The sequence below is a fragment of the Mycobacterium sp. IS-3022 genome (assembly GCF_001500065.1).
Lineage (GTDB): Bacteria > Actinomycetota > Actinomycetes > Mycobacteriales > Mycobacteriaceae > Mycobacterium.
Map to the genome: position 1 here is coordinate 17,561 of NZ_LQIN01000034.1, position 21,833 is coordinate 39,393.

Annotated in this window: 21 protein-coding genes and 1 pseudogene; 15 read left to right on the plus strand and 7 right to left on the minus strand. The window is 68.3% G+C overall.

Annotation, left to right across the window (positions count from 1 at the left end; all coding sequences use genetic code 11):
- Positions 1-174 precede the first annotated feature (174 nt).
- Positions 175-1,461 carry an isocitrate lyase gene (aceA, locus tag AU188_RS17150; RefSeq protein WP_059164889.1) on the plus strand — a complete coding sequence of 429 codons (1,287 nt, stop codon included), beginning with the start codon at positions 175-177 and terminating at the stop codon, positions 1,459-1,461.
- 67 nt (positions 1,462-1,528) lie between these two features.
- A complete protein-coding gene (locus AU188_RS17155; protein ID WP_059164890.1) occupies positions 1,529-2,383 on the plus strand; it encodes a 3-hydroxybutyryl-CoA dehydrogenase in 855 nt (284 codons plus the stop codon).
- Between the two features lie 511 nt (positions 2,384-2,894).
- On the opposite strand, the gene AU188_RS17160 is transcribed toward AU188_RS17155, so the two are convergent.
- Together AU188_RS17160 and AU188_RS17165 are read right to left on the minus strand one after the other, a co-directional pair.
- On the minus strand, positions 2,895-3,740 hold the full coding sequence (locus tag AU188_RS17160) for a polyphosphate kinase 2 family protein (protein WP_059164891.1): 846 nt from the start codon (positions 3,738-3,740) through the stop codon (positions 2,895-2,897).
- The gene (locus AU188_RS17165) at positions 3,737-4,444 is read right to left on the minus strand and encodes a TetR/AcrR family transcriptional regulator (protein WP_059164892.1); all 708 of its coding nucleotides are present in this window, start codon (positions 4,442-4,444) and stop codon (positions 3,737-3,739) included. Before AU188_RS17165 ends, AU188_RS17160 begins: the two co-directional genes overlap by 4 nt.
- Positions 4,445-4,547: 103 nt before the next feature.
- Here AU188_RS17165 and AU188_RS17170 point away from each other — a divergent pair, with 103 nt between their 5' ends.
- The 8 genes and pseudogenes from AU188_RS17170 (at position 4,548) to AU188_RS17210 (ending at position 12,064) form a co-directional block, all read left to right on the plus strand.
- Positions 4,548-5,885: a DUF445 domain-containing protein gene (locus AU188_RS17170; protein WP_082686674.1), complete on the plus strand. Its 1,338-nt coding sequence runs from the start codon at positions 4,548-4,550 to the stop codon at positions 5,883-5,885.
- A 90-nt stretch (positions 5,886-5,975) separates the two neighbouring features.
- Positions 5,976-6,404 (plus strand): helix-turn-helix domain-containing protein, encoded by a 429-nt coding sequence (locus AU188_RS17175; RefSeq protein WP_059164893.1) that lies wholly within the window; start codon positions 5,976-5,978, stop codon positions 6,402-6,404.
- Positions 6,405-6,988: 584 nt separating this feature from the next.
- Positions 6,989-7,075, plus strand: a pseudogene (locus AU188_RS26060) (heparin-binding hemagglutinin); the annotation flags it as partial.
- A gap of 93 nt (positions 7,076-7,168) precedes the next feature.
- Positions 7,169-7,453 carry a DUF2516 family protein gene (locus AU188_RS17185; protein ID WP_059164894.1) on the plus strand — a complete coding sequence of 95 codons (285 nt, stop codon included), beginning with the start codon at positions 7,169-7,171 and terminating at the stop codon, positions 7,451-7,453.
- On the plus strand, positions 7,453-7,881 hold the full coding sequence (locus AU188_RS17190) for a DUF2599 domain-containing protein (protein WP_082686675.1): 429 nt from the start codon (positions 7,453-7,455) through the stop codon (positions 7,879-7,881). The genes AU188_RS17185 and AU188_RS17190 overlap by 1 nt, the downstream gene beginning before the upstream one ends.
- On the plus strand, positions 7,881-8,573 hold the full coding sequence (gene deoC / locus AU188_RS17195) for a deoxyribose-phosphate aldolase (RefSeq protein WP_059164895.1): 693 nt from the start codon (positions 7,881-7,883) through the stop codon (positions 8,571-8,573). The genes AU188_RS17190 and deoC overlap by 1 nt, the downstream gene beginning before the upstream one ends.
- Before the next feature lie 348 nt (positions 8,574-8,921).
- Positions 8,922-10,550: a S53 family peptidase gene (locus AU188_RS17205; RefSeq protein ID WP_059164897.1), complete on the plus strand. Its 1,629-nt coding sequence runs from the start codon at positions 8,922-8,924 to the stop codon at positions 10,548-10,550.
- Positions 10,547-12,064 (plus strand): zinc ribbon domain-containing protein, encoded by a 1,518-nt coding sequence (locus tag AU188_RS17210; RefSeq protein WP_286137534.1) that lies wholly within the window; start codon positions 10,547-10,549, stop codon positions 12,062-12,064. The genes AU188_RS17205 and AU188_RS17210 overlap by 4 nt, the downstream gene beginning before the upstream one ends.
- 3 nt (positions 12,065-12,067) lie before the next feature.
- Here AU188_RS17210 and AU188_RS17215 read toward each other — a convergent pair whose 3' ends face one another.
- From AU188_RS17215 to AU188_RS17230, 4 genes are read right to left on the minus strand one after another with little or no spacing between them, the layout of a single operon-like run.
- A complete protein-coding gene (locus AU188_RS17215; RefSeq protein ID WP_059164899.1) occupies positions 12,068-12,982 on the minus strand; it encodes an LmeA family phospholipid-binding protein in 915 nt (304 codons plus the stop codon).
- A complete protein-coding gene (locus AU188_RS17220) occupies positions 12,979-13,806 on the minus strand; it encodes a carbon-nitrogen hydrolase family protein (RefSeq protein WP_059164900.1) in 828 nt (275 codons plus the stop codon). Before AU188_RS17220 ends, AU188_RS17215 begins: the two co-directional genes overlap by 4 nt.
- Positions 13,807-13,855: 49 nt before the next feature.
- Positions 13,856-14,638 carry a class I SAM-dependent methyltransferase gene (locus AU188_RS17225; RefSeq protein ID WP_059164901.1) on the minus strand — a complete coding sequence of 261 codons (783 nt, stop codon included), beginning with the start codon at positions 14,636-14,638 and terminating at the stop codon, positions 13,856-13,858.
- Between the two features lie 55 nt (positions 14,639-14,693).
- Positions 14,694-15,200, minus strand: coding sequence for a DUF2505 domain-containing protein (locus tag AU188_RS17230; protein ID WP_059164902.1), 507 nt, complete (start codon positions 15,198-15,200; stop codon positions 14,694-14,696).
- A gap of 26 nt (positions 15,201-15,226) precedes the next feature.
- Here AU188_RS17230 and AU188_RS17235 point away from each other — a divergent pair, with 26 nt between their 5' ends.
- Both AU188_RS17235 and AU188_RS17240 read left to right on the plus strand, forming a co-directional pair.
- The gene (locus AU188_RS17235; protein ID WP_059164903.1) at positions 15,227-16,294 is read left to right on the plus strand and encodes a UDP-N-acetylmuramate dehydrogenase; all 1,068 of its coding nucleotides are present in this window, start codon (positions 15,227-15,229) and stop codon (positions 16,292-16,294) included.
- 15 nt (positions 16,295-16,309) lie between these two features.
- Complete coding sequence (locus AU188_RS17240; RefSeq protein WP_059164904.1) at positions 16,310-17,590, plus strand: L,D-transpeptidase; 1,281 nt, start codon at positions 16,310-16,312, stop codon at positions 17,588-17,590.
- Positions 17,591-17,671: 81 nt separating this feature from the next.
- On the opposite strand, the gene AU188_RS17245 is transcribed toward AU188_RS17240, so the two are convergent.
- Positions 17,672-18,439, minus strand: coding sequence for an SDR family oxidoreductase (locus AU188_RS17245; protein ID WP_059164905.1), 768 nt, complete (start codon positions 18,437-18,439; stop codon positions 17,672-17,674).
- 181 nt (positions 18,440-18,620) lie between these two features.
- Here AU188_RS17245 and AU188_RS17250 point away from each other — a divergent pair, with 181 nt between their 5' ends.
- From AU188_RS17250 to AU188_RS17260, 3 genes are read left to right on the plus strand one after another with little or no spacing between them, the layout of a single operon-like run.
- A complete protein-coding gene (locus AU188_RS17250; protein WP_059164906.1) occupies positions 18,621-19,910 on the plus strand; it encodes an ROK family protein in 1,290 nt (429 codons plus the stop codon).
- Positions 19,911-19,945: 35 nt separating this feature from the next.
- Entirely contained in the window at positions 19,946-21,274 is a 1,329-nt protein-coding gene (gene mshA, locus AU188_RS17255; protein ID WP_059164907.1) for a D-inositol-3-phosphate glycosyltransferase, read from the plus strand.
- On the plus strand, positions 21,271-21,783 hold the full coding sequence (locus tag AU188_RS17260; RefSeq protein ID WP_059164908.1) for a type III secretion system chaperone family protein: 513 nt from the start codon (positions 21,271-21,273) through the stop codon (positions 21,781-21,783). The genes mshA and AU188_RS17260 overlap by 4 nt, the downstream gene beginning before the upstream one ends.
- The last annotated feature ends 50 nt before the right edge of the window (positions 21,784-21,833 follow it).

Sequence of the window (21,833 nt, forward strand, 5' to 3'; positions counted from 1 at the left end):
CAAACTTTGCAAGATTGCGGCAGCCGTTGGCGAAACTTGGCAGGGGAATTGGCTGGACCTGCGCTAACAGCGTGAGGCATCCTCATAACAGCGGAACGGCAAGACCGTTTAGGCGTTAACAAGCCGGGTACTCCGGCGGCGCCGCAGCGAAGTGAACAGATTCGAAGGAGCACCATGTCAAGCGTTGGCAAGCCGAAGAGCGCCGAGGAGATCCAGAAGGATTGGGACACCAACCCGCGCTGGAAGAACGTCACCCGCGAGTACTCCGCTGCGGACGTCGTCGCGCTGCAGGGCAGCGTCGTCGAGGAGGCCACGCTGGCCCGCCGCGGTGCCGAGGTGCTGTGGAACCAGCTGCACGACATGGAGTTCGTCAACGCGCTCGGCGCGCTGACCGGCAACATGGCCGTCCAGCAGGTGCGTGCCGGCCTGAAGGCCATCTACCTGTCGGGTTGGCAGGTCGCCGGAGACGCGAACCTGTCCGGGCACACCTATCCGGACCAGAGCCTCTACCCGGCGAACTCGGTGCCGCAGGTGGTGCGTCGCATCAACAACGCGCTGCTGCGCGCCGACGAGATCGCCAAGGTCGAGGGCGACACCTCGGTCGAGAACTGGCTGGTGCCGATCGTCGCCGACGGCGAGGCCGGCTTCGGTGGTGCGCTCAACGTCTACGAGCTGCAGAAGGCGATGATCGCCGCCGGTGTCGCGGGCTCGCACTGGGAGGACCAGCTTGCGTCGGAGAAGAAGTGCGGTCACCTCGGTGGCAAGGTGCTGATCCCGACCCAGCAGCACATCCGCACCCTGACCTCGGCTCGCCTGGCCGCCGACGTGGCCGACGTGCCGACCGTCGTCATCGCGCGGACCGACGCCGAGGCGGCGACCTTGATCACCTCCGATGTCGACGAGCGCGACCAGCCGTTCATCACCGGTGAGCGCACCAAGGAAGGCTTCTACCGCGTGAAGAACGGCATCGAGCCGTGCATCGCGCGCGCCAAGGCCTACGCGCCGTACGCCGACCTGATCTGGATGGAGACCGGCACCCCGGATCTGGAGCTTGCCAAGAAGTTCGCCGAGGGCGTCCAGGCCGAGTTCCCCGACCAGATGCTGGCCTACAACTGCTCGCCGTCGTTCAACTGGAAGAAGCACCTCGACGACGCGACGATCGCGAAGTTCCAGAAGGAGCTCGGCGCGATGGGCTTCAAGTTCCAGTTCATCACGCTGGCCGGCTTCCACGCCCTGAACTACTCGATGTTCGATCTGGCCTACGGCTACGCCCGCAACCAGATGACCGCGTACGTCGAGCTGCAGGAGCGCGAATTCGCCGCCGAGGAGCGGGGTTACACCGCCACCAAGCACCAGCGTGAGGTCGGTGCCGGCTACTTCGACCGGATCGCCACGACCGTCGACCCGAACTCGTCGACGACCGCGCTGGCGGGTTCGACCGAAGAGGGTCAGTTCCACTAAGCCCATGGTTCGTGCCATCAGGCCCCGTCCTTATATTGGGCGGGGCCTGATGCTGTGAGGAGAAGTTGTGAGCATTGAACGAGTGGGCGTCGTCGGCGCCGGTCAGATGGGCGGCGGCATCGCCGAGGTGTGCGCGAAGGCGGGCGCCGACGTCGTCGTCTATGAGCCTTCCGAGGAACTGGTGGAGGCCGGCCGCAAGCGCATCACCGGATCGCTGGAGCGGGCGGCCAGCAAGGGCAAGCTGTCTGAAAGCGACCGGGACGCGGCGCTGGCGCGGTTGAAGTTCAGCACCTTGCTTGCCGACATGGCGGACCGTCAGCTGGTGATCGAGGCCGTCGTCGAGGACGAGGCGGTCAAGGGCAAGATCTTCGCTCAACTCGACGAGATCGTCACCGATCCGGACGCGGTGCTGGCGTCGAACACGTCGAGCATCCCGATCATGAAAATCGCTGCGGCGACGAAGAATCCGAGCCGCGTGCTGGGGCTGCACTTCTTCAACCCGGTGCCGGTGCTGCCGCTGGTCGAACTGGTCAACACCCTGGTCACCTCGGATGGTGCGCTGCAGCGGACGGCCGCGTTCGCGAGCGAGACGCTGGGCAAAAAGGTCGTGCGGTGTTCTGACCGTTCGGGTTTCGTGGTCAACGCGCTGCTGGTGCCTTACCTGCTGTCGGCGATCCGGATGGTCGAGGCGGGTGTCGCGACGGTCGAGGATGTCGACACCGCGATCGTGGCCGGCCTGTCGCACCCGATGGGCCCGCTGCGGCTGTCGGACCTCATCGGGCTCGACACGATGAAGCTGATCGCCGACTCGATGTACGACGAGTACAAGGATCCGCACTACGCGCCGCCGCCGCTGCTGCTGCGGATGGTCGAGGCGGGCCAACTCGGTAAGAAATCCGGCCGCGGCTTCTACACGTACTGAGCGCCGAGCGCACGGCCCAGGTACGTCTTTTGCGCCTTTCCGTACCTGGAGCGTGCACTAGGCGAGGGTTAGCCACAGCCGGCCCGCTCCCGTGCCCGTTTGACCCGTGCAACGATGCGGTCTTGCTCGTAGCGGAATTGTCGTGAGCTCACCCGCACGATCGACCAGCGCTGGCTCGCCAGGAATTCGAGGCGTCCGATATCGAATGCCCGACGAGTATGGCCCGTCGCCCCGACCAGAGCCACGCTGCGTAGGCCCGATCACGTGGGGTCAGCGTCAGGCCCGTGGGCGCGTACACGTCGCGGTGCAACCTCATGTATCGACGGGCAAGCCCGCGCCGCGTCACCGCACCCGACGCCAGCGCTTCTGAGCCGAGGAAGACGTCGCAGCGCACCTGTCAATCGTCGTGCCTCGCAGAGCGCCTCGAGCGCACCAACTCTCTGTCGCCGAGCGCACTGCCCACGTACGTCTTCGGCGCTTTTCCGTACCTGGGGCGTGCACTCGGCGAGGGCTAAGAGTCGAGCAGCCGCTTACGCTCCGCCCTGATGTCGAAATCCGCAGCCGGATAAGACAAGTCGAGGCCTTCGAGGGCCCGAATCAGCAATTCGGTGACGGCGAGGCGGCTGTACCACCTGCGGTTGCACGGCACGACGTGCCATGGCGCGTAATCCGTCGACGTACGATCGAGCACCGCCTGGTAGGCCTCCTGGTACTGGGGCCACTTGCCGCGCTCGTCGACATCGCCGGGGTTGTACTTCCAGTATTTCGTCGGGTCGTCGAGGCGCTCGAGCAACTGCTTCTTCTGCTCGTCGAGCGAGATGAACATCGCGACCTTCACCAGAGTCGTTCCGCCGTCGACGAGTTCACGCTCGAACGCGTTGATCGCGTCGTAGCGCGCACCCCACACTTCGGGCGGCACAAGATCGTGCACGCGCACGATGAGCACGTCCTCGTAGTGCGACCGGTCGAACACGCCGATGTGGCCGGGTGGCGGCAGCGCACGCCGGATGCGCCACAGGAAGTCATGCTCGAGCTCTTCCGGTGTCGGCTTGCCGAACGCGGTGTAGCGCACACCCATCGGATTCACCGCGCCGACAACGTGTTTGACGATTCCGCCCTTGCCCGCGGCGTCCATGCCCTGTAGCACCAGCAACACCGAGCGGGAGTCGTCGGCGGCCTTCCAGTTCGCGTAGAGCATCTCCTGCAGCTCAGCCAACCGAGCGCTGCGATCGGACTGCATCGCGGCCCCATCGCTTTTCGACCCGCTGAACCCCGGCGTGGCCTCGGGGTCGATGTCGGCCACCTTGTCGCCTGCGCGAAACCTCAGCGCTTCGGCGATCTCGGAAGTGGAGGTCACTGATTGGCCCGCGGGGGCGGCAACACCGGCGACGGGTGTGGCTGCTGGCGGAAGCGCTCCAGCGATCCGCCGACTTCGACGATGCCGCACAACGCATTCCACGACAGCATGGTGAGGTAGTCGATCAGTTCGTCGGAACTCATCCGCGGGTTCGACATCCACGAGTGCGTGGCCAGCTGCACGCCGCCGACCGTGTGGTAGGCCCAGGGCTCGATGCCGCCGGTCTCCATGCCCGCCTCCACCATCCGGCGCCGCAGCATGACCGCCAGCATGCGCGCGATGATGTTCTCGGATGTCGCGACCGCGTGGTTCTTGCTCGCCGAGTTGTTCGCCATCACGAACTGGTAGGGCTCCGGTTCGGCGGCCACCGTCTCGACGTAGACGCGGATGATCTCGCGAGTCAGCGCGAAACCGTCCAGGTTCGACGACAGCGCGGCGGCCATGTTCGGGATCAGCGTGGTCTGCGCGAACCGCATCATCACCGCGGTCGTGAGGTCGTTCTTGTCGACGAAATAGCGGTACAGCACCGTTTTCGAGACGCCGATCTCGGCGGCGATCTCGTCCATGCTGACATTGCTGCCGCGGCGCCGGATAGCCTCCAGCGTGCCATCCACCAGCTCGTTGCGGCGTTCCACTTTGTGCTGGTGCCATCGTCGCTTGCGGCCGTCCGTCTTGACCGCGATCGCTTCGGTCTGCTGTGCCACTTTCCTCGTGATCCGTTCGTCGTCTCTCCGATAGTACGGCCGATCTTGACACCGCGGGTTGTCGGTCCGGAGCCTCACCCGCGTCGTAGCGGATGATGGAGGAGTGGCACACAGACCCAGCGCCGGCGGACGCGCCGTGGCGGCTCCGCCCGCGCCGCGGGCCAGCTTCGCCGAGTCGTTAGCCGGGGCCGACGCCGCCGCAGACGCCGAGCGGCGCCGCGGGCTGCGGCGGATGAAGGTCGTCGCGCTGAGCTTCCTCGTCGGGGCCACCGTCATCTTCCTGCTCTGCACATGGGCGCAGTCGATGGGCGCGCCCGGCTGGGTGGGCTACGTACGCGCCGCCGCCGAGGCCGGCATGGTCGGCGCGCTGGCGGACTGGTTCGCGGTGACCGCACTGTTCAAGCACCCGCTGGGCATCCCGATCCCGCACACGGCGATCATCAAGCGCAAGAAGGACCAGCTCGGCGAGGGCCTGGGCACCTTCGTCCGAGAGAACTTCCTGTCCCCGGAGGTCGTCTCGACGAAACTGCGCGACGCCGAGGTGGCGGGCCGGCTCGGGAAATGGCTCTCCGATCGCGCGCACGCCGAGCGGGTCGCGGCGGAGACCGCCACCGTGCTGCGGGTCCTCGTGGAGATGCTGCGCGACGAGGACGTGCAGCACGTGCTCGACCGGATGATCGTCAAGCGTCTCGCCGAACCGCAGTGGGGTCCGCCCGTCGGACGCGTGCTGGCCACGCTGCTCGAGGAACGTCGTCAGGAAGCCCTGCTGCAGTTGCTCGCCGACCGCGCTTTCCAGTGGTCGCTGAATGCCGGGCCCGTCATCGAGCGGGTGATCGAACGCGATTCGCCGACCTGGTCGCCGCGTTGGGTCGACCACCTCGTCGGCGACCGCATCCACCGCGAGCTGATGGACTTCACCGACAAGGTGCGCCGCAATCCCGACCACGAACTGCGCCGCTCGGCCACCCGGTTCCTGTTCGAGTTCGCCGACGATCTGCAGCACGACGACGCCACGATCCAGCGCGCCGAGAACGTCAAGGAACAGATCATGGGCCGCGACGAGGTCGCCAGGGCCGCCGAGACCGCGTGGACGGCGGCCAAGCGCATCATCCTCGAGTCGGTCGACGACCCGTCGTCGGCGCTGCGCACCCGCATCGCGGACTCCGTCATCCACATCGGGGAGTCGCTGCGCGACGACGCCGATCTGCGCGACAAGGTCGACAACTGGATCATCCGTGCGGCCCAGCACCTGGTCGCCGAGTACGGCGTCGAGATCACCGCGATCATCACCGAGACCATCGAGCGGTGGGACGCCGAGGAGGCCAGCAGGCGCATAGAACTCCACGTCGGCCGTGACTTGCAATTCATCCGGATCAACGGCACCGTGGTGGGCTCATTGGCGGGGCTTGTCATCTATTCGATAGCCCAACTACTATTCTGACCTGCGCTAACTAGTGCTTGCAAAAGTTAGCACCCCGTCGTACGGTAATGGTGTCGCTTTTTGGATACCCGTTGCACGAGGGGGCCACGTATGTCGCAGGATGACAAACTTGCCGTCGTCGTGTCCAACGCTGCGCAGACCGCTGCACAGGACATCGGCACGTTCATCCGCACGCAACGTGAGGCCGCTCAGGTATCCGTACGACAGTTGGCCGAGAAGGCCGGCGTCAGCAATCCCTACCTCAGCCAGATCGAGCGGGGATTGCGCAAACCCTCCGCGGATGTGCTCAATCAGATCGCCAAGGCGCTGCGAGTGTCCGCGGAGGTGCTGTATGTGAGGGCCGGGATTCTCGAGCCCAGCGAGACGAGCGAGGTCCGCGACGCCATCGTCAACGACACCGCGATCACCGAGCGGCAGAAGCAGGTGCTGCTCGACATCTACACATCGTTTCGTCAGCAGAACGAGTCCGAAGTTGCCGCCATCGGCAACGAAACAGAAGAGGAGTCGGCGACTGACTAGAGACTTCTTCGACTGACCACACGACAGACACGATCGACATACCTCGAAAGGAAAAGAGCACCATGGCAAAGAACACCCCGGCCAAGAACCAGCCGACCGTTGAGGACCTGAAGGCCCCGCTGCTTGCGGCGGTCGGCGCGGCCGATCTGGCACTCGAGCGGGTCAACGAGATCGTCGCGACGCTCCGTGAGCGCGCCGACGACGCCCGCTCCGACTCCCGCACCCGCGTGGAGGAGACCCGTGCGCGGATCGACCGGTTGCAGGAGGACCTGCCGACGCAGTTCGGTGAGCTGCGCGAGCGGTTGAGCGCCGAGGAACTGCGCAAGTTCGCCGAGAGCTACGCCGACGCCGCGCAGAGCACGTACAACCGGCTCATCGAGCGTGGCGAGGCCGCCATCGAGCGGCTGCGCAGCCAGCCCGGTTTCAGCGAGGCCGCCGGCCGCGTCGAGGGCTACACCGACCAGGCCGTCGAGCTGACGCAGGAGGCGCTGGGCAACGTGGCCGCGCAGACCCGCGCCGTGGGTGAGCGCGCCGCCAAGCTGGTCGGCGTCGAGCTGCCGAAGAAGGCGGAAAAGGGCGCCGCGCCGGCGAAGAGCGCCGCCAAGAAGGCCCCGGCCAAGAAGGCTCCGGCGAAGAAGGCCCCGGCCAAGAAGGCGCCGGCCAAGAAGGCTGCGGCCAAGAAGGTCACCCAGAAGTAGCACTCGGCAGCGGGTCTGAGGGCCCAAAGTCGACCGAGGGGACGTAACCCGCTTAGTCTTGAGAGCGTGCAGCTCCAAGGCTTGGTGGGTTACGTCCTCTTCATTCTGCAGATCGCCGTGCTCGTGACGACCGTGTACGCGTTCGTCCACGCGGCGCTCCAGCGGCCGGACGCCTACACGGCCGCCGACAAACTGACCAAGCCGGTCTGGCTGGTGATCCTCGGGGTCGCCGGGTTGCTGGCCTTGGTGCTCGGCTCCGTACTGGGCCCCGCCATCGCGGCCGTCGCGGCCGGTGTGTATCTGGTCGACGTGCGGCCCAAACTCCTGGAGATCCAAGGAAAGTCGCGGTAGTGCGCGGCGTCGTCGCGGTCACCTTACGGGCGGCCGCGGTGAGTGCCGGCGTCCTCGCACCCCTACTCACCGCTGCGGTCGTGTCGGCCAACCCCGTTCCCCCCGCGCCCCCGTATGTCGACCATGTCGAATGGGCCAAGTGGGGTGACCTGTCCAGTCTGAGGGTGTATCCGACCCCGGCCGCCCGCCAGGCGTCCGGACTGGCCACGCCGGAGCAGGGCGAAGCGGCGTGGGCCCAGGTGCTGGCCCTTTCCCCCGACGCGGACATCCCCGGGATGAAGCCGCAGTTCATCTGCCACTGGGAATTCGCCGAGCGCTACAGTCCCGGCAAGACCAGTTGGAACCTTGAGCCATGGCGACCCGAGGTCCCCTATGAGGACATGGTGCGGGCCGGCTGCAACCCCGGCGGCACCGAAGAACCGTTCTAGTGGCCGGGAGCTACCGCCGGGACGAGGTCGCCGCGCTCGTCGACCACACGCTGCTCAAACCCGAGGCGACCGAGGCCGACATCCTCGCGCTCGCCGAGGAGGCCGCGGCCCTCGGGACGTACGCGATCTGTGTGTCTCCGTCGATGACTTCGGTCGCCAGCAGGGCTGCATCGTCGGCGCAGGTGGTCTGCGCCGTCGTGGGGTTTCCATCCGGTAAGCATCGATCGGTGATCAAGGCCGACGAGGCGCGGCTCGCCGTCGACGACGGAGCCGGCGAGATCGACATGGTGATCGACGTGGGCGCCGCGTTGCACGGCGACTTCGAGGCGGTGCGCGCCGACGTCGGCGCGGTGCGGTCGGCGATCGGTGACCGCGCGCGGCTGAAGGTGATCGTCGAATCCGCCGCGCTGCTGCTGCTCGGGGATGCGCAGACGTTGCTGACGACGTGCCGGGCCGCGGCGGACGCGGGAGCCGATTTCGTCAAGACCTCCACCGGCTTCCACCCCGCCGGCGGCGCATCGGTGCGGGCCGTCGAACTGATGGCCGGTGTGGGGCCGCAGGTGAAGGCCAGCGGCGGGATCCGGACGGCAGCCGACGCGATCGCGATGCTCGACGCCGGCGCCAGCCGGTTGGGCATCTCCGGCACCAGGGCGGTCCTGGACGGGCTGCCCGGAACTGACCGCGAGAGCTAATTTACGACCGATTGGCTAATTTGCTGTAGTCTGACGGTCGTCTTCGCGCGGGTGTGTTGTCAGTACGCTTGCGCACGTGAACCCCCGGATAGGATCCGATCATGATCGCTCATAACGGTTTGCTTCGTCGAGTTCCGGCCGTGTCGTGTTTGGCCGCGGTCCTCGTGACGGGTGCGTTCACCGCCGGCTGCGCCCAGGAAGAGGAACAGGCGCCGGAGACGACGACCACCACGACGACCACCACGCCAACGACCCCGACGCCGACCACGGCGCCGCCCCCCGCGACGCCGACGGAGAAAGCTCCGCGCATCGATCCGGATCAGCCGAACCCCTTCTCGCCCACGGTCCATGCGCCCCCGGCTCCCGGCCCGACGCCCGGTCGCCATCGCGGTCCACACGGCCAGTAAGCGGCGCGCTTCAGCGCTTCTTGCAGCCGCGCTGCTGATCGCCGCTTCAGCGGCGTGTTCGGCGCACACGCCGGCGCTGATCGCCGGTCCATATGCGGCGCTGCTGGCCAGCTCGACCGACCTGGGTCCCTCGCGCAGCGCTGACGCGCAGCTCACCGTCACGCTGGACGGGACAGACCGTCCCCATGCCCTGATCGACTGGAGCGAGGCGCGGAACCTGTCGGTGCGATGGCGGCCGGGCGACGAATGGGCGATCGTCGAGGGCGCCGCCGCGGATCTCGGGCGGGCGTTCGGAGTGCCGGTGCACGATTACCGCGCCCCGGCGGGAAAGGTGTTCTACGCATCGCCGGCGCAACCCGCGGTGCCGTCGGTGTTGCACGGCGTCGTGACGGCGGTCGGTCGGATCATGAGCTACACCCCGCACCACACCAAGGCCCCCGGCTTCCTTCCATTGGATGTGCCCGCAGGTGGATTGACGCCGGCGGGGCTGCTGTCGGCGTACAACGCGACGCCCCTTGTCGACGCCGGGTTCACCGGTGAAGGCGCGACGATCGTGATCTTCACGTTCGACAGCGCCGCGCAGGACGATCTCGACCGGTTCGCCGACACCTTCGGTCTGCCCCGGTTCACCCCCGAGATCGTCGGAGGGAAGCCCTCCGAGATGCGCGGGGAGACCGCGATGGATTTGCAAGTGGCGCATGCCATTGCGCCCGACGCGCGGTTGGTCGTGGTCAACGCCCTGCCGACGGTGGCGGGCGACGGCGCGTACGAGAAGCTCGGCGAATTGTTCGAGTCGGTGGACCGGGACTATCCCGGCGCGGTGTGGAGCCTGTCGATCGGATGGGGATGCGAGGCGTTCGTCAGCGCAGCCGATCTCGCGCCGGTGGCGGCGGCATTGGCTGCTGCGCAGCGGCGCGGCACCTCGGCGTTCGACGCCAGCGGCGACACGGCGGGGCTGGAATGTAAAGGCGGCGAACGGTGGTCGGCCCCGCCAGGACCGGACGACGTCGGCGTCGACGCGGTCGCCTCCTTGCCGACGATGACGTCGGTCGGTGGCACCACGCTGTCGACGGGCACCGGCGGACAGTGGCTGGGCGAAGATGCGTGGGTGGATTCTCCGCTGTCGCAAGGCAGTAGCGGCGGGGTGTCGAAGTTGTTCGACCGCCCGCAGTGGCAGAACCGGTTGTCGGTGGAGCGCGATACCGAGCGGCGGCGCCTGATGCCCGACGTTTCTGCGGTTGCCGATCCGTTCACCGGCGTGCGGTTCGTCTTCGGTCAGCGCGAGGTGATCGGCGGCGGCACGTCGCAAGCGGCCCCGATCTGGGCGGCGCTGACCGTGCTGATGAATCAGTACGTGGTCGCCAACGGTGGACAGCCGCTGGGCAATCTCAATCCGTTGCTCTACCGGGTGGCCGAGGGCTCGAGTCGGCCCGGCTTCCGCGACGTGCGTCGAGGCGGCAACGCCGTCGACCTGTCCCTGCCGGGCTATGACCTGGTGACCGGTCTGGGTACACCGGACACCTTCAACCTCGCCCGCAACCTTCTGGACCTGCAGAGGACGTCACGGTGACGAAGGCCTCGGCTCGCAGCCGCCGAGGGTGGCGAGATCCGTTGACCGGCACGCTGTTTCCGCACCTGGCTCCGCCCTCGCGGGTGCCGTTGGGAGTGGCGCTGGCGGTGCTGGCGGCGATGCTGGTCGGGTTCGCACTGTTGCGATGGCAGGCGCCGATGATCGCCGTCGCGGCAGTCGGCGGGGCGCTGGTTTTCGCGGTCTACATCCATGAGGCGGGTGTGCACGACGATGTGCCGGTTCGACTGCTGGCGTCAACCGCACTGCTGGCGGCGGTGCTCGGCATCGGCTGGGCATTGGCGACGGGAACGGTGGTCGCCGAATCTCAGGATGTCGCGCTCGCTGCGAGTGGACCGAATTTGGCCAAGGCATTCGTAGGCGTCGGAATACCGCTGGGCAGCGCGGTTCTCATGTTGATCCCGGCGTTGGTCGTGCGGTTCCGGTGTCCGGCGAGGCCACTGGACGGCTACGCCGTCGGCGCGTTGAGCGCTGTCGTGTTCACGTCCGCGGCGACGCTGGTCCGTCTGCTTCCGCAGTTCGCGACCGGCGTGAGGGCCGATGACCGGTCGGCTGGTTCGCTTCTGGTGCAAGCAGGGATCCAAGGCGTCGCACTGCCGGTGACGGCCGCCGCGCTCGGCGGTCTGGTCGGGATCGCGCTGTGGACGGGTCGGGCGCGCGCGGTGATCGCGAGTGTGACTGTGGCGCTTGCTCTTTACGCGATCATTGGGGTGGTGGAATTCGCGCCGGTGCCGAACGGCCTGCACTTGGCCGTGCACGCCGCGATCGCCGTGCTGGCATTGTCTGCGCTTCGCATCGGACAACAGGCCGCTGTGGAGCCGGATCGACCGCCCTGCGACGGCCGGGCGGGCCCGCCGCGGGTGCTGGGCTCACTGGCTGCCGGTGTCGCTGTGGCGATCGTCGCGGGTGTCGTCGCGGCGGTACTGACCACTCCGGCGGTGGCCAAGGTCGTCTGCCCCCCGGACTGTGGGCGGCCACCGATCGGCGAGCCCGTGCAATCGAACCCGCGGTTCTTCGCCGACGGCGAAGCGTTCTCCGTCCAGTATCCCGGCCCCGGTAGCGCATACGAGGTGACGTTCGATTCCGACGGTGTCGTCCTGGAGTTCACCGGCGGCGACACCGGCACACTGGAGTTGTTCGGGCTGCCTGCCGGCAACCGGTCGCCAAAACAAATCGCCGAGGATCTGATTGACAAGTATTACCCGGACGCCACAACGGATTACGAGATCCCGAACGCGATGGTCGGCTACCGGCTGGGCTACGGCGTCGTCGCCGACGACTATTCGCAGGACGCGAACAGTAGCTTCAGCCGGCTTCGGCTGATCGTGATGGTCGCGGTGAAGGACGACTACGCACTGGTGGCGTCCGCGATCGGCCCGTACCGCGAGTTCAGCCCCGACTTCGGCCCCGGCCATCCCTCCGGTGCGAATCTACAGCTGGCGATGGATATGGGCAGATACGTCAACAGTTTCCGGTGGGGCGGAGTCACCGACTGACGGTCACAGCGCCGCGAAACAGGGGTCCTGTTCGTCCTTGGGGATGTCAGCATCCTGCGTCGAGAAGCGGCTCACCACACCGTCTTCGGTGACATCGACCGAGTCGGCCTTGACTCCCAGCGGGTAATTCTGCGTGAGCTCGGAGGTGAAGGCGTCCAGCGCCGGCTGGACGGTTTCACGCGGCAGCGTGAAGCCGAGCCCGGTCAGCTCGAGAACCTGCAACGAGATCCCGCCGTCGGCCACCGTGGGCTTGGTGACGATGTTGCCCAGCGCGCCCTCCAGCTCGATGGTGCCTTCGGACGGGTTGGTCGTGACGCCGGTGACGAAGGAGCCGATCAGGGGGATCGAGTCGGTGATGGTCTGGTGGATGCCCTCCGAAGACCACGTGATGTCTGCGACCAGCGAGCCGACCGATCCACTCGAGGTGGCCGTGTCCTCGAGGCGGACGTCCTGGATCGCCAGCTCGACCTTCATGCCTTTGGCGTCGCGGACCTGGTTGCCGGCGGTCTCGATGTGGATGTTCGTGTAGTGGCCCGACATGTGCTGGACCAGAAAGGGCGGCATGACGCCGAACGACGCGGTGGCATCGTCCTCGACGACGCACGACGTGACGTCGGCGACGACGTTGTCGGCGCGATTGCGGGCGTAGAGCTCACCGGCCAGCAGGCCGGCCAGCGTCAGCCCGATCACGATGACGACGACCAGCACGATCGACAGCGGATCGCGCAACAGGTCCTTGACCTTCGACCCGGACGACGGCCGTTCCTGCGGTTCTGGCTGCCCTTGAGGACCTTGTGGTGGCCCGGGCGGACCTTGTGGCGGCCCCGGCGGTGGCGGCGGCGGTGGCCCGGGCGGACCTTGTGGCGGCCCCGTCGGTGGCGGCGGTGGTTGGTTCGGGCGAGCCCAGGGGTCGGTCACGACCGCGATTCTGCCCTATCGATGCGGGGGAAGTCTGCGCGGTTGCGCATCACCGCGATCGTCTCGCGGACCTTGCGTCCGGCGTCCAGGTCGATGTCGGCCACCAGTAACTGCGGGTCGGCGCCCGCCGCCGACATCACCTCACCGGTCGGGGACGCGATCAGGCTGCCCCCGACGCCGGTGGGGCCCCGAGCCGCGATGTCGGCGTCCGGGTACCCCTGGTCGACCGCCGCGACGTAGCCGGTCGTGTCGATGGCGCGGGCCCGGGCCAGCAGCGTCCATTGCTCGAGCTTTCCCGGCCCGCTGCCCCAGGACGCGTGGACGGTGATCAGTTGCGCACCGCGTCGGGCCAGCTCGACGTACAACTCGGGGAAGCGGACGTCGTAGCACAGCGTCAGGCCGACGCGCACGCCGTCGACGTCGATCACGACCGGTTCGCGCCCCGGCGCGACGGTCTTGGACTCTTGGAAGCCGAACGCGTCGTACAGGTGGATCTTCTCGTAGTGCGCATCGATGGGTCCGTCGGAGCCGGGCCCGGTCGCGATCAACGTGTTGAAGACCCGCCCGTCGCCGGACGGCACGAACATGCCCGCCACGACGACGGTTCCGGCCCGCTCGGCGATCGTTCGCACCTGCGACGCCCACCGTCCGTCCAGCGGCTCGGCGATGGGAGCGAGTGGCACCCCGAACCGGCACATCGTCGCCTCCGGGAACAGCACCATCCGGGCGCCGGCGTCCGCGGCGCGCCGGGTGTACTCCTCGACGAGCGCGAGGTTGTCCGAAGGCTCGGTGCCGCTGAGGATCTGCGCGAGGGCAATCCGCATGTGCCCAGCCTACGGTTTCGGTCGTTGATCCCCGCGTCAGGACGGTTCGTCAGGTCGGTGCCACCGTCGACCATGGCACGGTCAGCACCCCGTCGCGCATCCGGCGACGCGCGGGCGTGACGGGAAAGCCGTTGTCGCGCAACGTCTCCAGCATCGCGCGCCACCGCACCCGCGGGCCGAACACGCCGTGGCCCGCCACGCTGGCCCACGCCCGGTCGGCGGCGGTCAGCAGCGCGTGCACGGGTTGACCGTCGACGTTGTGGTGGATCAGCACTTTGGGCAGCCGCTCGGCGAGGTCAGAGGGGCGCTCGATCGCGAACGGGTCGCAGGCCAGGGTCAGGCTTGTCGGCCCATCGGCGTCGAGCAGCACCCAGCAGCAGCGCCTGCCCAGCTCGTCGCAGGTGCCATCGACGATGAGCCCGCCGGGCGCCAGTTGCCGCTGCATCGTCGACCAGGCCTGCGCGACTGCGTCGACCGGGTACTGTCGCAGCACGTTGAACGCCCGCACCAGGACCGGATGCATGCCCGCCAACTCGAAACCGCCGAGGCCGAATTCGACCGAGTCGGTGACCGCGGTGCGCGCCGTATGCACCCGCTCGGGATCGATCTCCAGGCCGATCACGCGAATGTCGTTGCGCACCAAGCGAAGCCGCGCCGCCAGCTCCAGCGTCGTGACCGGCAGCGCGCCATAGCCGAGATCGACGACGAGCGGATCCTCGGCGGAGAGCAACGTCGCGCGGACCCGCGGCGCGTGGACGAGCCAACGATCGCTGCGACGCAACCGGTTGTAGCCGGTGGTGCCCCGCGTCAGCTGACCGATTGGCCCGCTCATGACCCGATTCTAGGGAGCGACGACGGCGACTCCGCGACCCACGCCGTCTTGACCGTCAGGCGTTCTCGGCGATCCACACCGTCGTGAAGCGCTGCTCGGCGATCAGCAGATCCACCAGTTGACTGCCGATGAAGTTCTCGATCTTGCCGCCGACGAGCGGCACCCGAACCTCCACCTCGACGGTGAACTCCAGCCGTGAACCGGGGCCCGCCGGTGCCAGTGCCGCGGTGCCGGTCAAGCCGGCTGGTGCGCCGGGAATCGACCCCTTGACCGTCGCGCCGGCCTTCCCGTCGCGGACCGGGCTCCAGGTCTCTTCGCGCACGAAGCTCAGGTCGCCGCGATGGAACTGGGTCACCACACCGGGCAACCGGTCCGCCCGCAGCGTTTGGGTCGTGACCACGTCGATGCCGCCGTGCTCGTCGACCACCATGGAGTCCAGCGAGTAGTCGTCGGCGCCGGAATCGGTCAGCCGCGCCAGCCAGTAGCGTTCGTCGCTGAAAGCCCGGTGGACCTGTTCGACGCTGCCCCCGTACTCGGCGGCCATGTCGAATGAACGCGGCATAGCTGGTCAGGCTACCGTTACCGCCCGTGGTGAGTTCGCAACCCGGGGGCGCCTTGGTCGAGGAGGCGGTGCCGCTCGCACCGCTGACCACGCTGCGCGTCGGCCCCGTTGCGCGGCGACTGATCGCGTGCGACACCACCCAGAAAGTGATTGACGTGGTCCGCGATCTCGGCCCGGATGACGACGCGCTGGTGCTGGCGGGCGGCTCGAACGTGGTGATCTGTGACCAGCTGACCGACCTGTCCGTCATCTACCTCGCGAACACCGAGATCACCGTCGATGGCAACCTGGTTCGCGTCGAGGCCGGCGCGGTGTGGGACGACGTCGTGGTGACCTCGCTGGCGCACGGGCTGGGCGGGCTGGAGTGCCTGTCCGGGATCCCGGGATCCGCCGGCGCGACACCGGTGCAGAACGTCGGCGCGTACGGCGCGGAGGTGGCCGACACCATCCGACGGGTGCGGCTACTGGACCGTCGCACCGGGAAAGACCGTTGGGTCACCCCCGACGCGCTGCGGTTCGGCTACCGCACCAGCGTCCTCAAACGCGCGCACGACGCGATCGTGCTCGAAGTGGAGTTCGCCCTGGACCCCGACGGGCACAGCGCGCCGCTGCGCTACCGCGAACTGGCCACCGCGCTGGGCGTCGAGCAGGGATCGCGCGCCGATCCGCTCGCTGTGCGTGAGGCGGTGCTGACCCTGCGCTCGAGCAAGGGCATGGTCATCGACATCGGCTCGGAAAACCCGGATCACGACACCTGGAGCGTCGGGTCGTTCTTCACCAACCCCGTCGTCACGCCCGCCGAGTTCGAGCGGATCCGCGCCCAGCACGACGGGCCGGTGCCGAACTATCCGGCGCCCGACGGTGTCAAGCTCGCCGCGGGTTGGCTCGTCGAGCACGCCGGCTTCGGCAAGGGGTACCCGGGCGAGGGTGCCTCCGTGCGGCTGTCGACCAAGCACGCGCTGGCGCTCACCAATCGCGGCGGCGCCACCACCGCCGAGGTGATCGCGCTGGCCAGGACGGTACGCGACGGTGTTCTAACAAGATTCGGGATCGAACTCACAGCCGAGCCTGATCTGATCGGCTGTTCGCTGTAGGTACGCTGGGTTCACGTGAGTACCGGGGAACCCCTGCCGTCGTTCAACCGACGCCGCGCCCTGACCGCACTGGCGGTCGGTGTCGTCGCGCCCGGGGCCCTGGCCGCCTGCATGGCCAACGGCGACGAACCGTCCGCGCAGGACGCCCCCGCAGCGCCCACGCTGAACTTCAAGCCTGCCGACGGCGCCACCGACATTTCGCCGACCGAGCGCGCCGGCGTCGAGGTCAGCAACGGCTGGTTCCAGCGGATCACCCTGACCAACCCCGACGGCAAGGTCGTCGCCGGCGCGCTCAACCGCGACCGCACCGAGTTCACGATCACCGAACCGCTGGGCTACGGCGCCGAGTACACCTGGACGGGTTCGGTGGTCGGCCGCGACGGCAAGGCGGTGCCGGTCGACGGATCGTTCTCCACGATCGACCCCAGCACCCAGGTAAGCGGTCAGTTCCAGCTCGCCGACGGTCAGGTCGTCGGGGTGGCCGCCCCGGTCATCATCCAGTTCGACGCCTCGATCAGCGACAAGGCGGCGGTGGAGAAGGCGCTCAAGGTGACCACCGAGCCGCCCGTCGAAGGCAGCTGGGCGTGGCTGCCCGACGAGGTCGGCGGGTCCCGTGTGCACTGGCGCACCCGCGAGTACTACCCGGCCGGTACCAAGGTGCACGTCGACGCCAAGCTCTACGGCGTGCCGTTCGGCGACGACGCCTACGGCGCGCAAGACGCGACGCTGACCTTCGAGATCGGCCGTCGCCAGGTCGTCAGGGCCGAGGCGTCGTCGCACCGCATCCAAGTGCTCGACGGCAACGGCGCGGTGATCATGGACTTTCCGTGCAGCTACGGCGAGGGTGACCTGGACCGCAACGTCACCCGCAGCGGCATCCACGTCGTCACGGAGAAGTACGAAGACTTCTGGATGACCAACCCCGCAGCCGGTTACGCCAACATCCACGAGCGATGGGCGGTGCGGATCTCCAACAACGGCGAGTTCATCCACGCCAACCCGGCCAGCCTCGGTTCGCAGGGCAGCAGCAACGTCACCAACGGCTGTATCAACCTCTCGGAGTCCGACGCCGAGCAGTACTTCCACACCGCCGTCTACGGCGATCCCGTCGAGGTCACCGGGACCCGCATCGAGTTGTCGTACTCCGACGGCGACATCTGGGACTGGGTGGTGCCGTGGGACGAGTGGAAGGCGATGTCGGCGCTGTCGGAGCAGAACGGACCGGATATTCCGAGCACCGCGCCCGCGACGCCCTCGGGCGCGCCGCAACCGGTCAACGGCCGCCCCGGCCGCTAGTTCATTGACGCAATGTCGCGCTGAGAACGCCGCCGCGGCTATATATGCGCGGTGTCGCTGTCAGGCTGACATTGCGATCGGCTAGCGCCGGTTGAAGCGGGATCCACTGGCGCCGCTGACCTGATCGCGCGGCCGCACGACGATCAGATCCAGGTCGACGTGCGACGGTCGGCTGGCGACGAACCCGATGATCTCCGCGATGTCTTCGGCCAGCAGCGGGGTGACGCCCTCGTAGACCTTGGCGGCGCGTTCCTGGTCGCCCTCGAACCGGTTCAGCGAGAAGTCGGTCTTCACCATGCCGGGCGCAACTTCGGTGAGCCGCACGGGTTTTCCGAGCAGCTCACTGCGCAACGTCCGATGCAGCACGCCTTGGGCATGCTTGGCGGAGGTGTACCCGCCGCCGTTGTCGTAGATCTCCACCGCGGCGATCGAGGTGACCGTGACGATCAACCCGTCGCCGGAGTCGATCAGCCTCGGCAACAGCGCGCGGGTCACCAGCAGGGTGCCGAGGACGTTGGCCTCCCACATCCAGCGCCAGTGCTCGATGTCGGCCTCGGCCACCGGATCCAGTCCTCGCGCGCCTCCGGCGTTGTTGACCAGCACCGAAACCTGCCCGGGTACCCGGTCCAGCGCCTCAGCCAGCGCCGACACCGCCTCGGTGGACGTGACGTCCGCCACGATCGCGGTGCCGCCGATCTCTTCGGCGAGGGCGTCGATGGGCTGCTGGCGACGGGCTACGCAGACGACGTGAAAACCTTGTGCGGCAAGGGTTCTCGCGGTGGCCGCGCCGATGCCTGCGCTGGCGCCGGTGACCACCGCGACTCGACTGTCGGTCCGGGGTGTCGTCATCTGCCCAACTTTAGTTGGCGTGCTAAGTTCACCGTGTGCTGTCCAGTCAGGCCTGTTCCCGGCGTGCGTGTTGTTGTCGCGCACTTCGCCGCGCCTGACTGACCCCGGACAACCGCTGTCCTGCTGAGTCGCCGGGTGTGGCCCGAGAACCCACCGGCCGACCTCTCCGAAGGACAAGCAGATGCGCACTTCCGTCACCACCACTCTTCCCGCGAAGCCGTCGGTCCGCAGCGCCCAGCACGCCAAGCGCGCGCTGTTGGCCCGTCGGCACGTCGTCGCGCCGGCGCTGAAGGTGGCCGACGCCGCCGCCGCGTCGGTGTTCAGTGCGGCCCGCGTGCGCGGGCCCATCGCCCGTGACGTCATCGCCCAGGTCACCGGCCTGAGCATCGCGACCGTCAACCGCCAGGTCACCGCCCTGCTCGAAGCCGGTGTGCTGCGGGAACGCGCCGACCTCGCGGTTTCCGGCGCGATCGGCAGGCCTCGCGTGCCCGTGGAGGTGAAGCACGAACCGTTCCTCACGCTGGGGATCCACATCGGCGCCCGCAGCACCAGCATCGTGGCCGCCGACCTCCTCGGTCGCACCCTCGACGTCGTCGAAACGCCTACTCCGCGGGCCCCGCAGGCCGCCGCGCTGGCGTCGCTGGCCGACAGCGCCCGCCGTTACCTGGGCCGCTGGCATCGCCGCCGCCCGCTCTGGGTGGGCGTGGCGGCCGGCGGCGTCGTCGACAGCACGACCGGTTACCTCGACCATCCGCGGCTCGGCTGGTCCGACGCGCCGGTCGGGCCTGTACTCGCCGAGACCCTCGGTCTACCGGTGTCGGTCGCCTCGCACGTGGACGCGATGGCCGGGGCCGAACTGCTGCTCGGGGGACGCAGGCAGGCGTCGGACACGTCGACGAGCCTGTACGTCTACGCCCGCGAGACCGTCGGCTACGCGCTGTCGATCGGCGGCCGGGTGCACTCGCCGGCCAGCGGACCCGGCACCATCGCCGCGCTGCCCGCGCACTCCGAATTGCTCGGCGGCACAGGGAAACTGGAGTCCACGGTCAGTGACGAAGAGGTGCTGATCGCCGCTCGCAGGGCGCGCATCATCGCCGCCGATGGGCCTGGCTCGACGATGCAGGTGCTGTTCAAGATCGCTCGCCAAGGAAACCGGCCCGCGCAGGAACTGCTGGCCGAACGCGCGCGGGTGCTGGGGGAGGCCGTCGCGTTGCTGCGCGACATGCTCAACCCCGACGATCTGGTCGTCGGCGGTCAGGCGTTCACCGAATATCCCGAGGGCATGAGCGTCGTGGAGACCGCGTTCGCGCAGCGATCGGTGATGGCTGCCCGCGAGATCCGGCTGACCGTCTTCGGTAACCGCGTTCAAGAGGCCGGCGCGGGTGTGGTGTCGCTCGGCGGCCTGTACGCCGACCCGATCGGCGCCATGCGGCGGGCGCAGCGCCGGGAGGCCACCGAAGCCAGTGCGTGACGGGGCGGCTGCGGGCGCGGTGTAGACATGACTGTGTGCGCCTAGCAACGGAACTGCCCCGACGCGTAGCCGTGCTGTCGGTGCACACGTCGCCGCTGGCCCAGCCCGGCACCGGCGATGCCGGCGGCATGAACGTCTACGTGCTGCAGAGTGCGCTGCAGATGGCTCGCCGCGGTGTCGAGGTCGAGATCTTCACCCGCGCGACGTCGTCGTCTGACCCGCCGACCGTGCGGGTGGCGCCCGGTGTGCTGGTGCGCAATGTGGTCGCCGGGCCGTTCGAGGGGCTGGACAAATACGACCTGCCCACGCAGTTGTGCGCCTTCACCGCGGGGGTGCTGCGCGCCGAGGCGACGCACGAACCCGGCTACTACGACATCGTGCACTCGCACTACTGGCTGTCCGGTCAGGTCGGCTGGCTGGCCCGCGACCGCTGGGCCGTCCCGCTGGTGCACACCGCGCACACCCTGGCCGCGGTCAAGAACGCCGCGCTGGCCGACGGCGACTCGCCCGAACCGCCGCTGCGCGCGGTCGGTGAGCAGCAGGTCGTCGACGAAGCGGACCGGTTGATCGTCAACACCGAACATGAAGCGCAGCAACTGATCTCGATGCACAACGCGGATCCGGCGCGGATCGACGTCGTGCACCCGGGTGTCGACCTGGAGGTGTTCACGCCGGGGGATCGGAAAGCCGCGCGTGCCGCGCTGGGGCTGGCCGCCGACGACCGGATCGTCGCGTTCGTGGGCCGCATCCAGCCGCTGAAGGCGCCCGACGTGGCATTGCGCGCGGCCGCCAAGCTGCCCGGGGTGCGCGTGCTGGTGGCGGGCGGTCCGTCGGGCTCGGGCTTGTCTGCGCGCCCCGGCACGGGCGGCCTCTCGATGCCCGACGGGTTGGTTCGGCTGGCCGACGATCTGGGTATTTCGGACCGGGTGACGTTCCTGCCGCCGCAGTCGCGCGAACAGCTGGTCAACGTGTACCGGGCCGCTGATCTGGTGGCGGTGCCCAGCTATTCGGAGTCCTTCGGCCTGGTCGCCGTCGAAGCGCAGGCGTGCGGCACGCCGGTGGTGGCCGCGGCGGTCGGTGGGTTGCCGGTCGCGGTGCGCGACGGCGTCACCGGGATCCTGGTCGACGGCCACGACGACGGCGACTGGGCGCACGCCATCGGCGATCTGCTGCAGCGTGCCGACGGCATGAGACCCGCCGCGATCGCCCACGCCGCCACGTTCTCGTGGTCCCGCACCGTCGATGCGCTGCTGGCCAGCTACGGCCGTGCGATCGGCGATTACCGGGCACGCCACCGGTCACGCGACGGCGGCGCGCGCCGCACCGGCCGGCGGTTCTCGCGGCGGCGGGGCGTGCGGGCATGAGCACCCACGCCGCGAAGGTCATCGAGGATGCGTGCAAGGAGAACGGCCTGGTCTGCACGCACCACGAGGGCGCGCACGGCGGATTGCCCGGCATCATCGTCGAACTGCCCGGCGAAAGACGGCTGAAGACCAACACGATCCTGTCCATCGGCGAACACTCGGTGCGCATCGAGGCGTTCGTCTGCCGTAAACCCGACGAGAACCACGAGGGTGTGTACCGGTTCCTGCTCAAGCGCAACCGCCGGCTCTACGGGGTGGCCTACACGCTCGACAACGTCGGCGACATCTATCTCGTCGGCCGGATGTCGTTGGAATCGGTCACCTCCGAAGAGGTCGACCGCGTGCTCGGCCAAGTGCTCGAAGCCGTCGACAACGACTTCAACACGTTGCTGGAGTTGGGTTTTCGCTCGTCGATCCAGAAGGAGTGGGAGTGGCGGGTGTCGCGCGGCGAGTCGTTGAAGAACCTGCAGGCGTTCGCCCACCTGATCGACGACGACGACGCGGACTGACCCTTCGCCCAAACCTACGTTTTGGCGGCTTTTCTCGACAGAATCCCGCC

Bases quoted from the DNA above. Each gene is read 5' to 3' on its own strand.
- aceA (WP_059164889.1), top strand. From the start codon at position 175: ATGTCAAGCGTTGGCAAGCCGAAGAGCGCCGAGGAGATCCAGAAGGAT.
- AU188_RS17230 (WP_059164902.1), bottom strand. From the start codon at position 15,200: ATGCCGCGTTCATTCGACATGGCCGCCGAGTACGGGGGCAGCGTCGAA.
- AU188_RS17175 (WP_059164893.1), top strand. From the start codon at position 5,976: ATGTCGCAGGATGACAAACTTGCCGTCGTCGTGTCCAACGCTGCGCAG.
- AU188_RS17225 (WP_059164901.1), bottom strand. From the start codon at position 14,638: ATGAGCGGGCCAATCGGTCAGCTGACGCGGGGCACCACCGGCTACAAC.
- AU188_RS17250 (WP_059164906.1), top strand. From the start codon at position 18,621: ATGCGCACTTCCGTCACCACCACTCTTCCCGCGAAGCCGTCGGTCCGC.
- AU188_RS17220 (WP_059164900.1), bottom strand. From the start codon at position 13,806: ATGCGGATTGCCCTCGCGCAGATCCTCAGCGGCACCGAGCCTTCGGAC.
- AU188_RS17260 (WP_059164908.1), top strand. From the start codon at position 21,271: ATGAGCACCCACGCCGCGAAGGTCATCGAGGATGCGTGCAAGGAGAAC.
- AU188_RS17205 (WP_059164897.1), top strand. From the start codon at position 8,922: ATGCGCCCCCGGCTCCCGGCCCGACGCCCGGTCGCCATCGCGGTCCAC.
- AU188_RS17245 (WP_059164905.1), bottom strand. From the start codon at position 18,439: ATGACGACACCCCGGACCGACAGTCGAGTCGCGGTGGTCACCGGCGCC.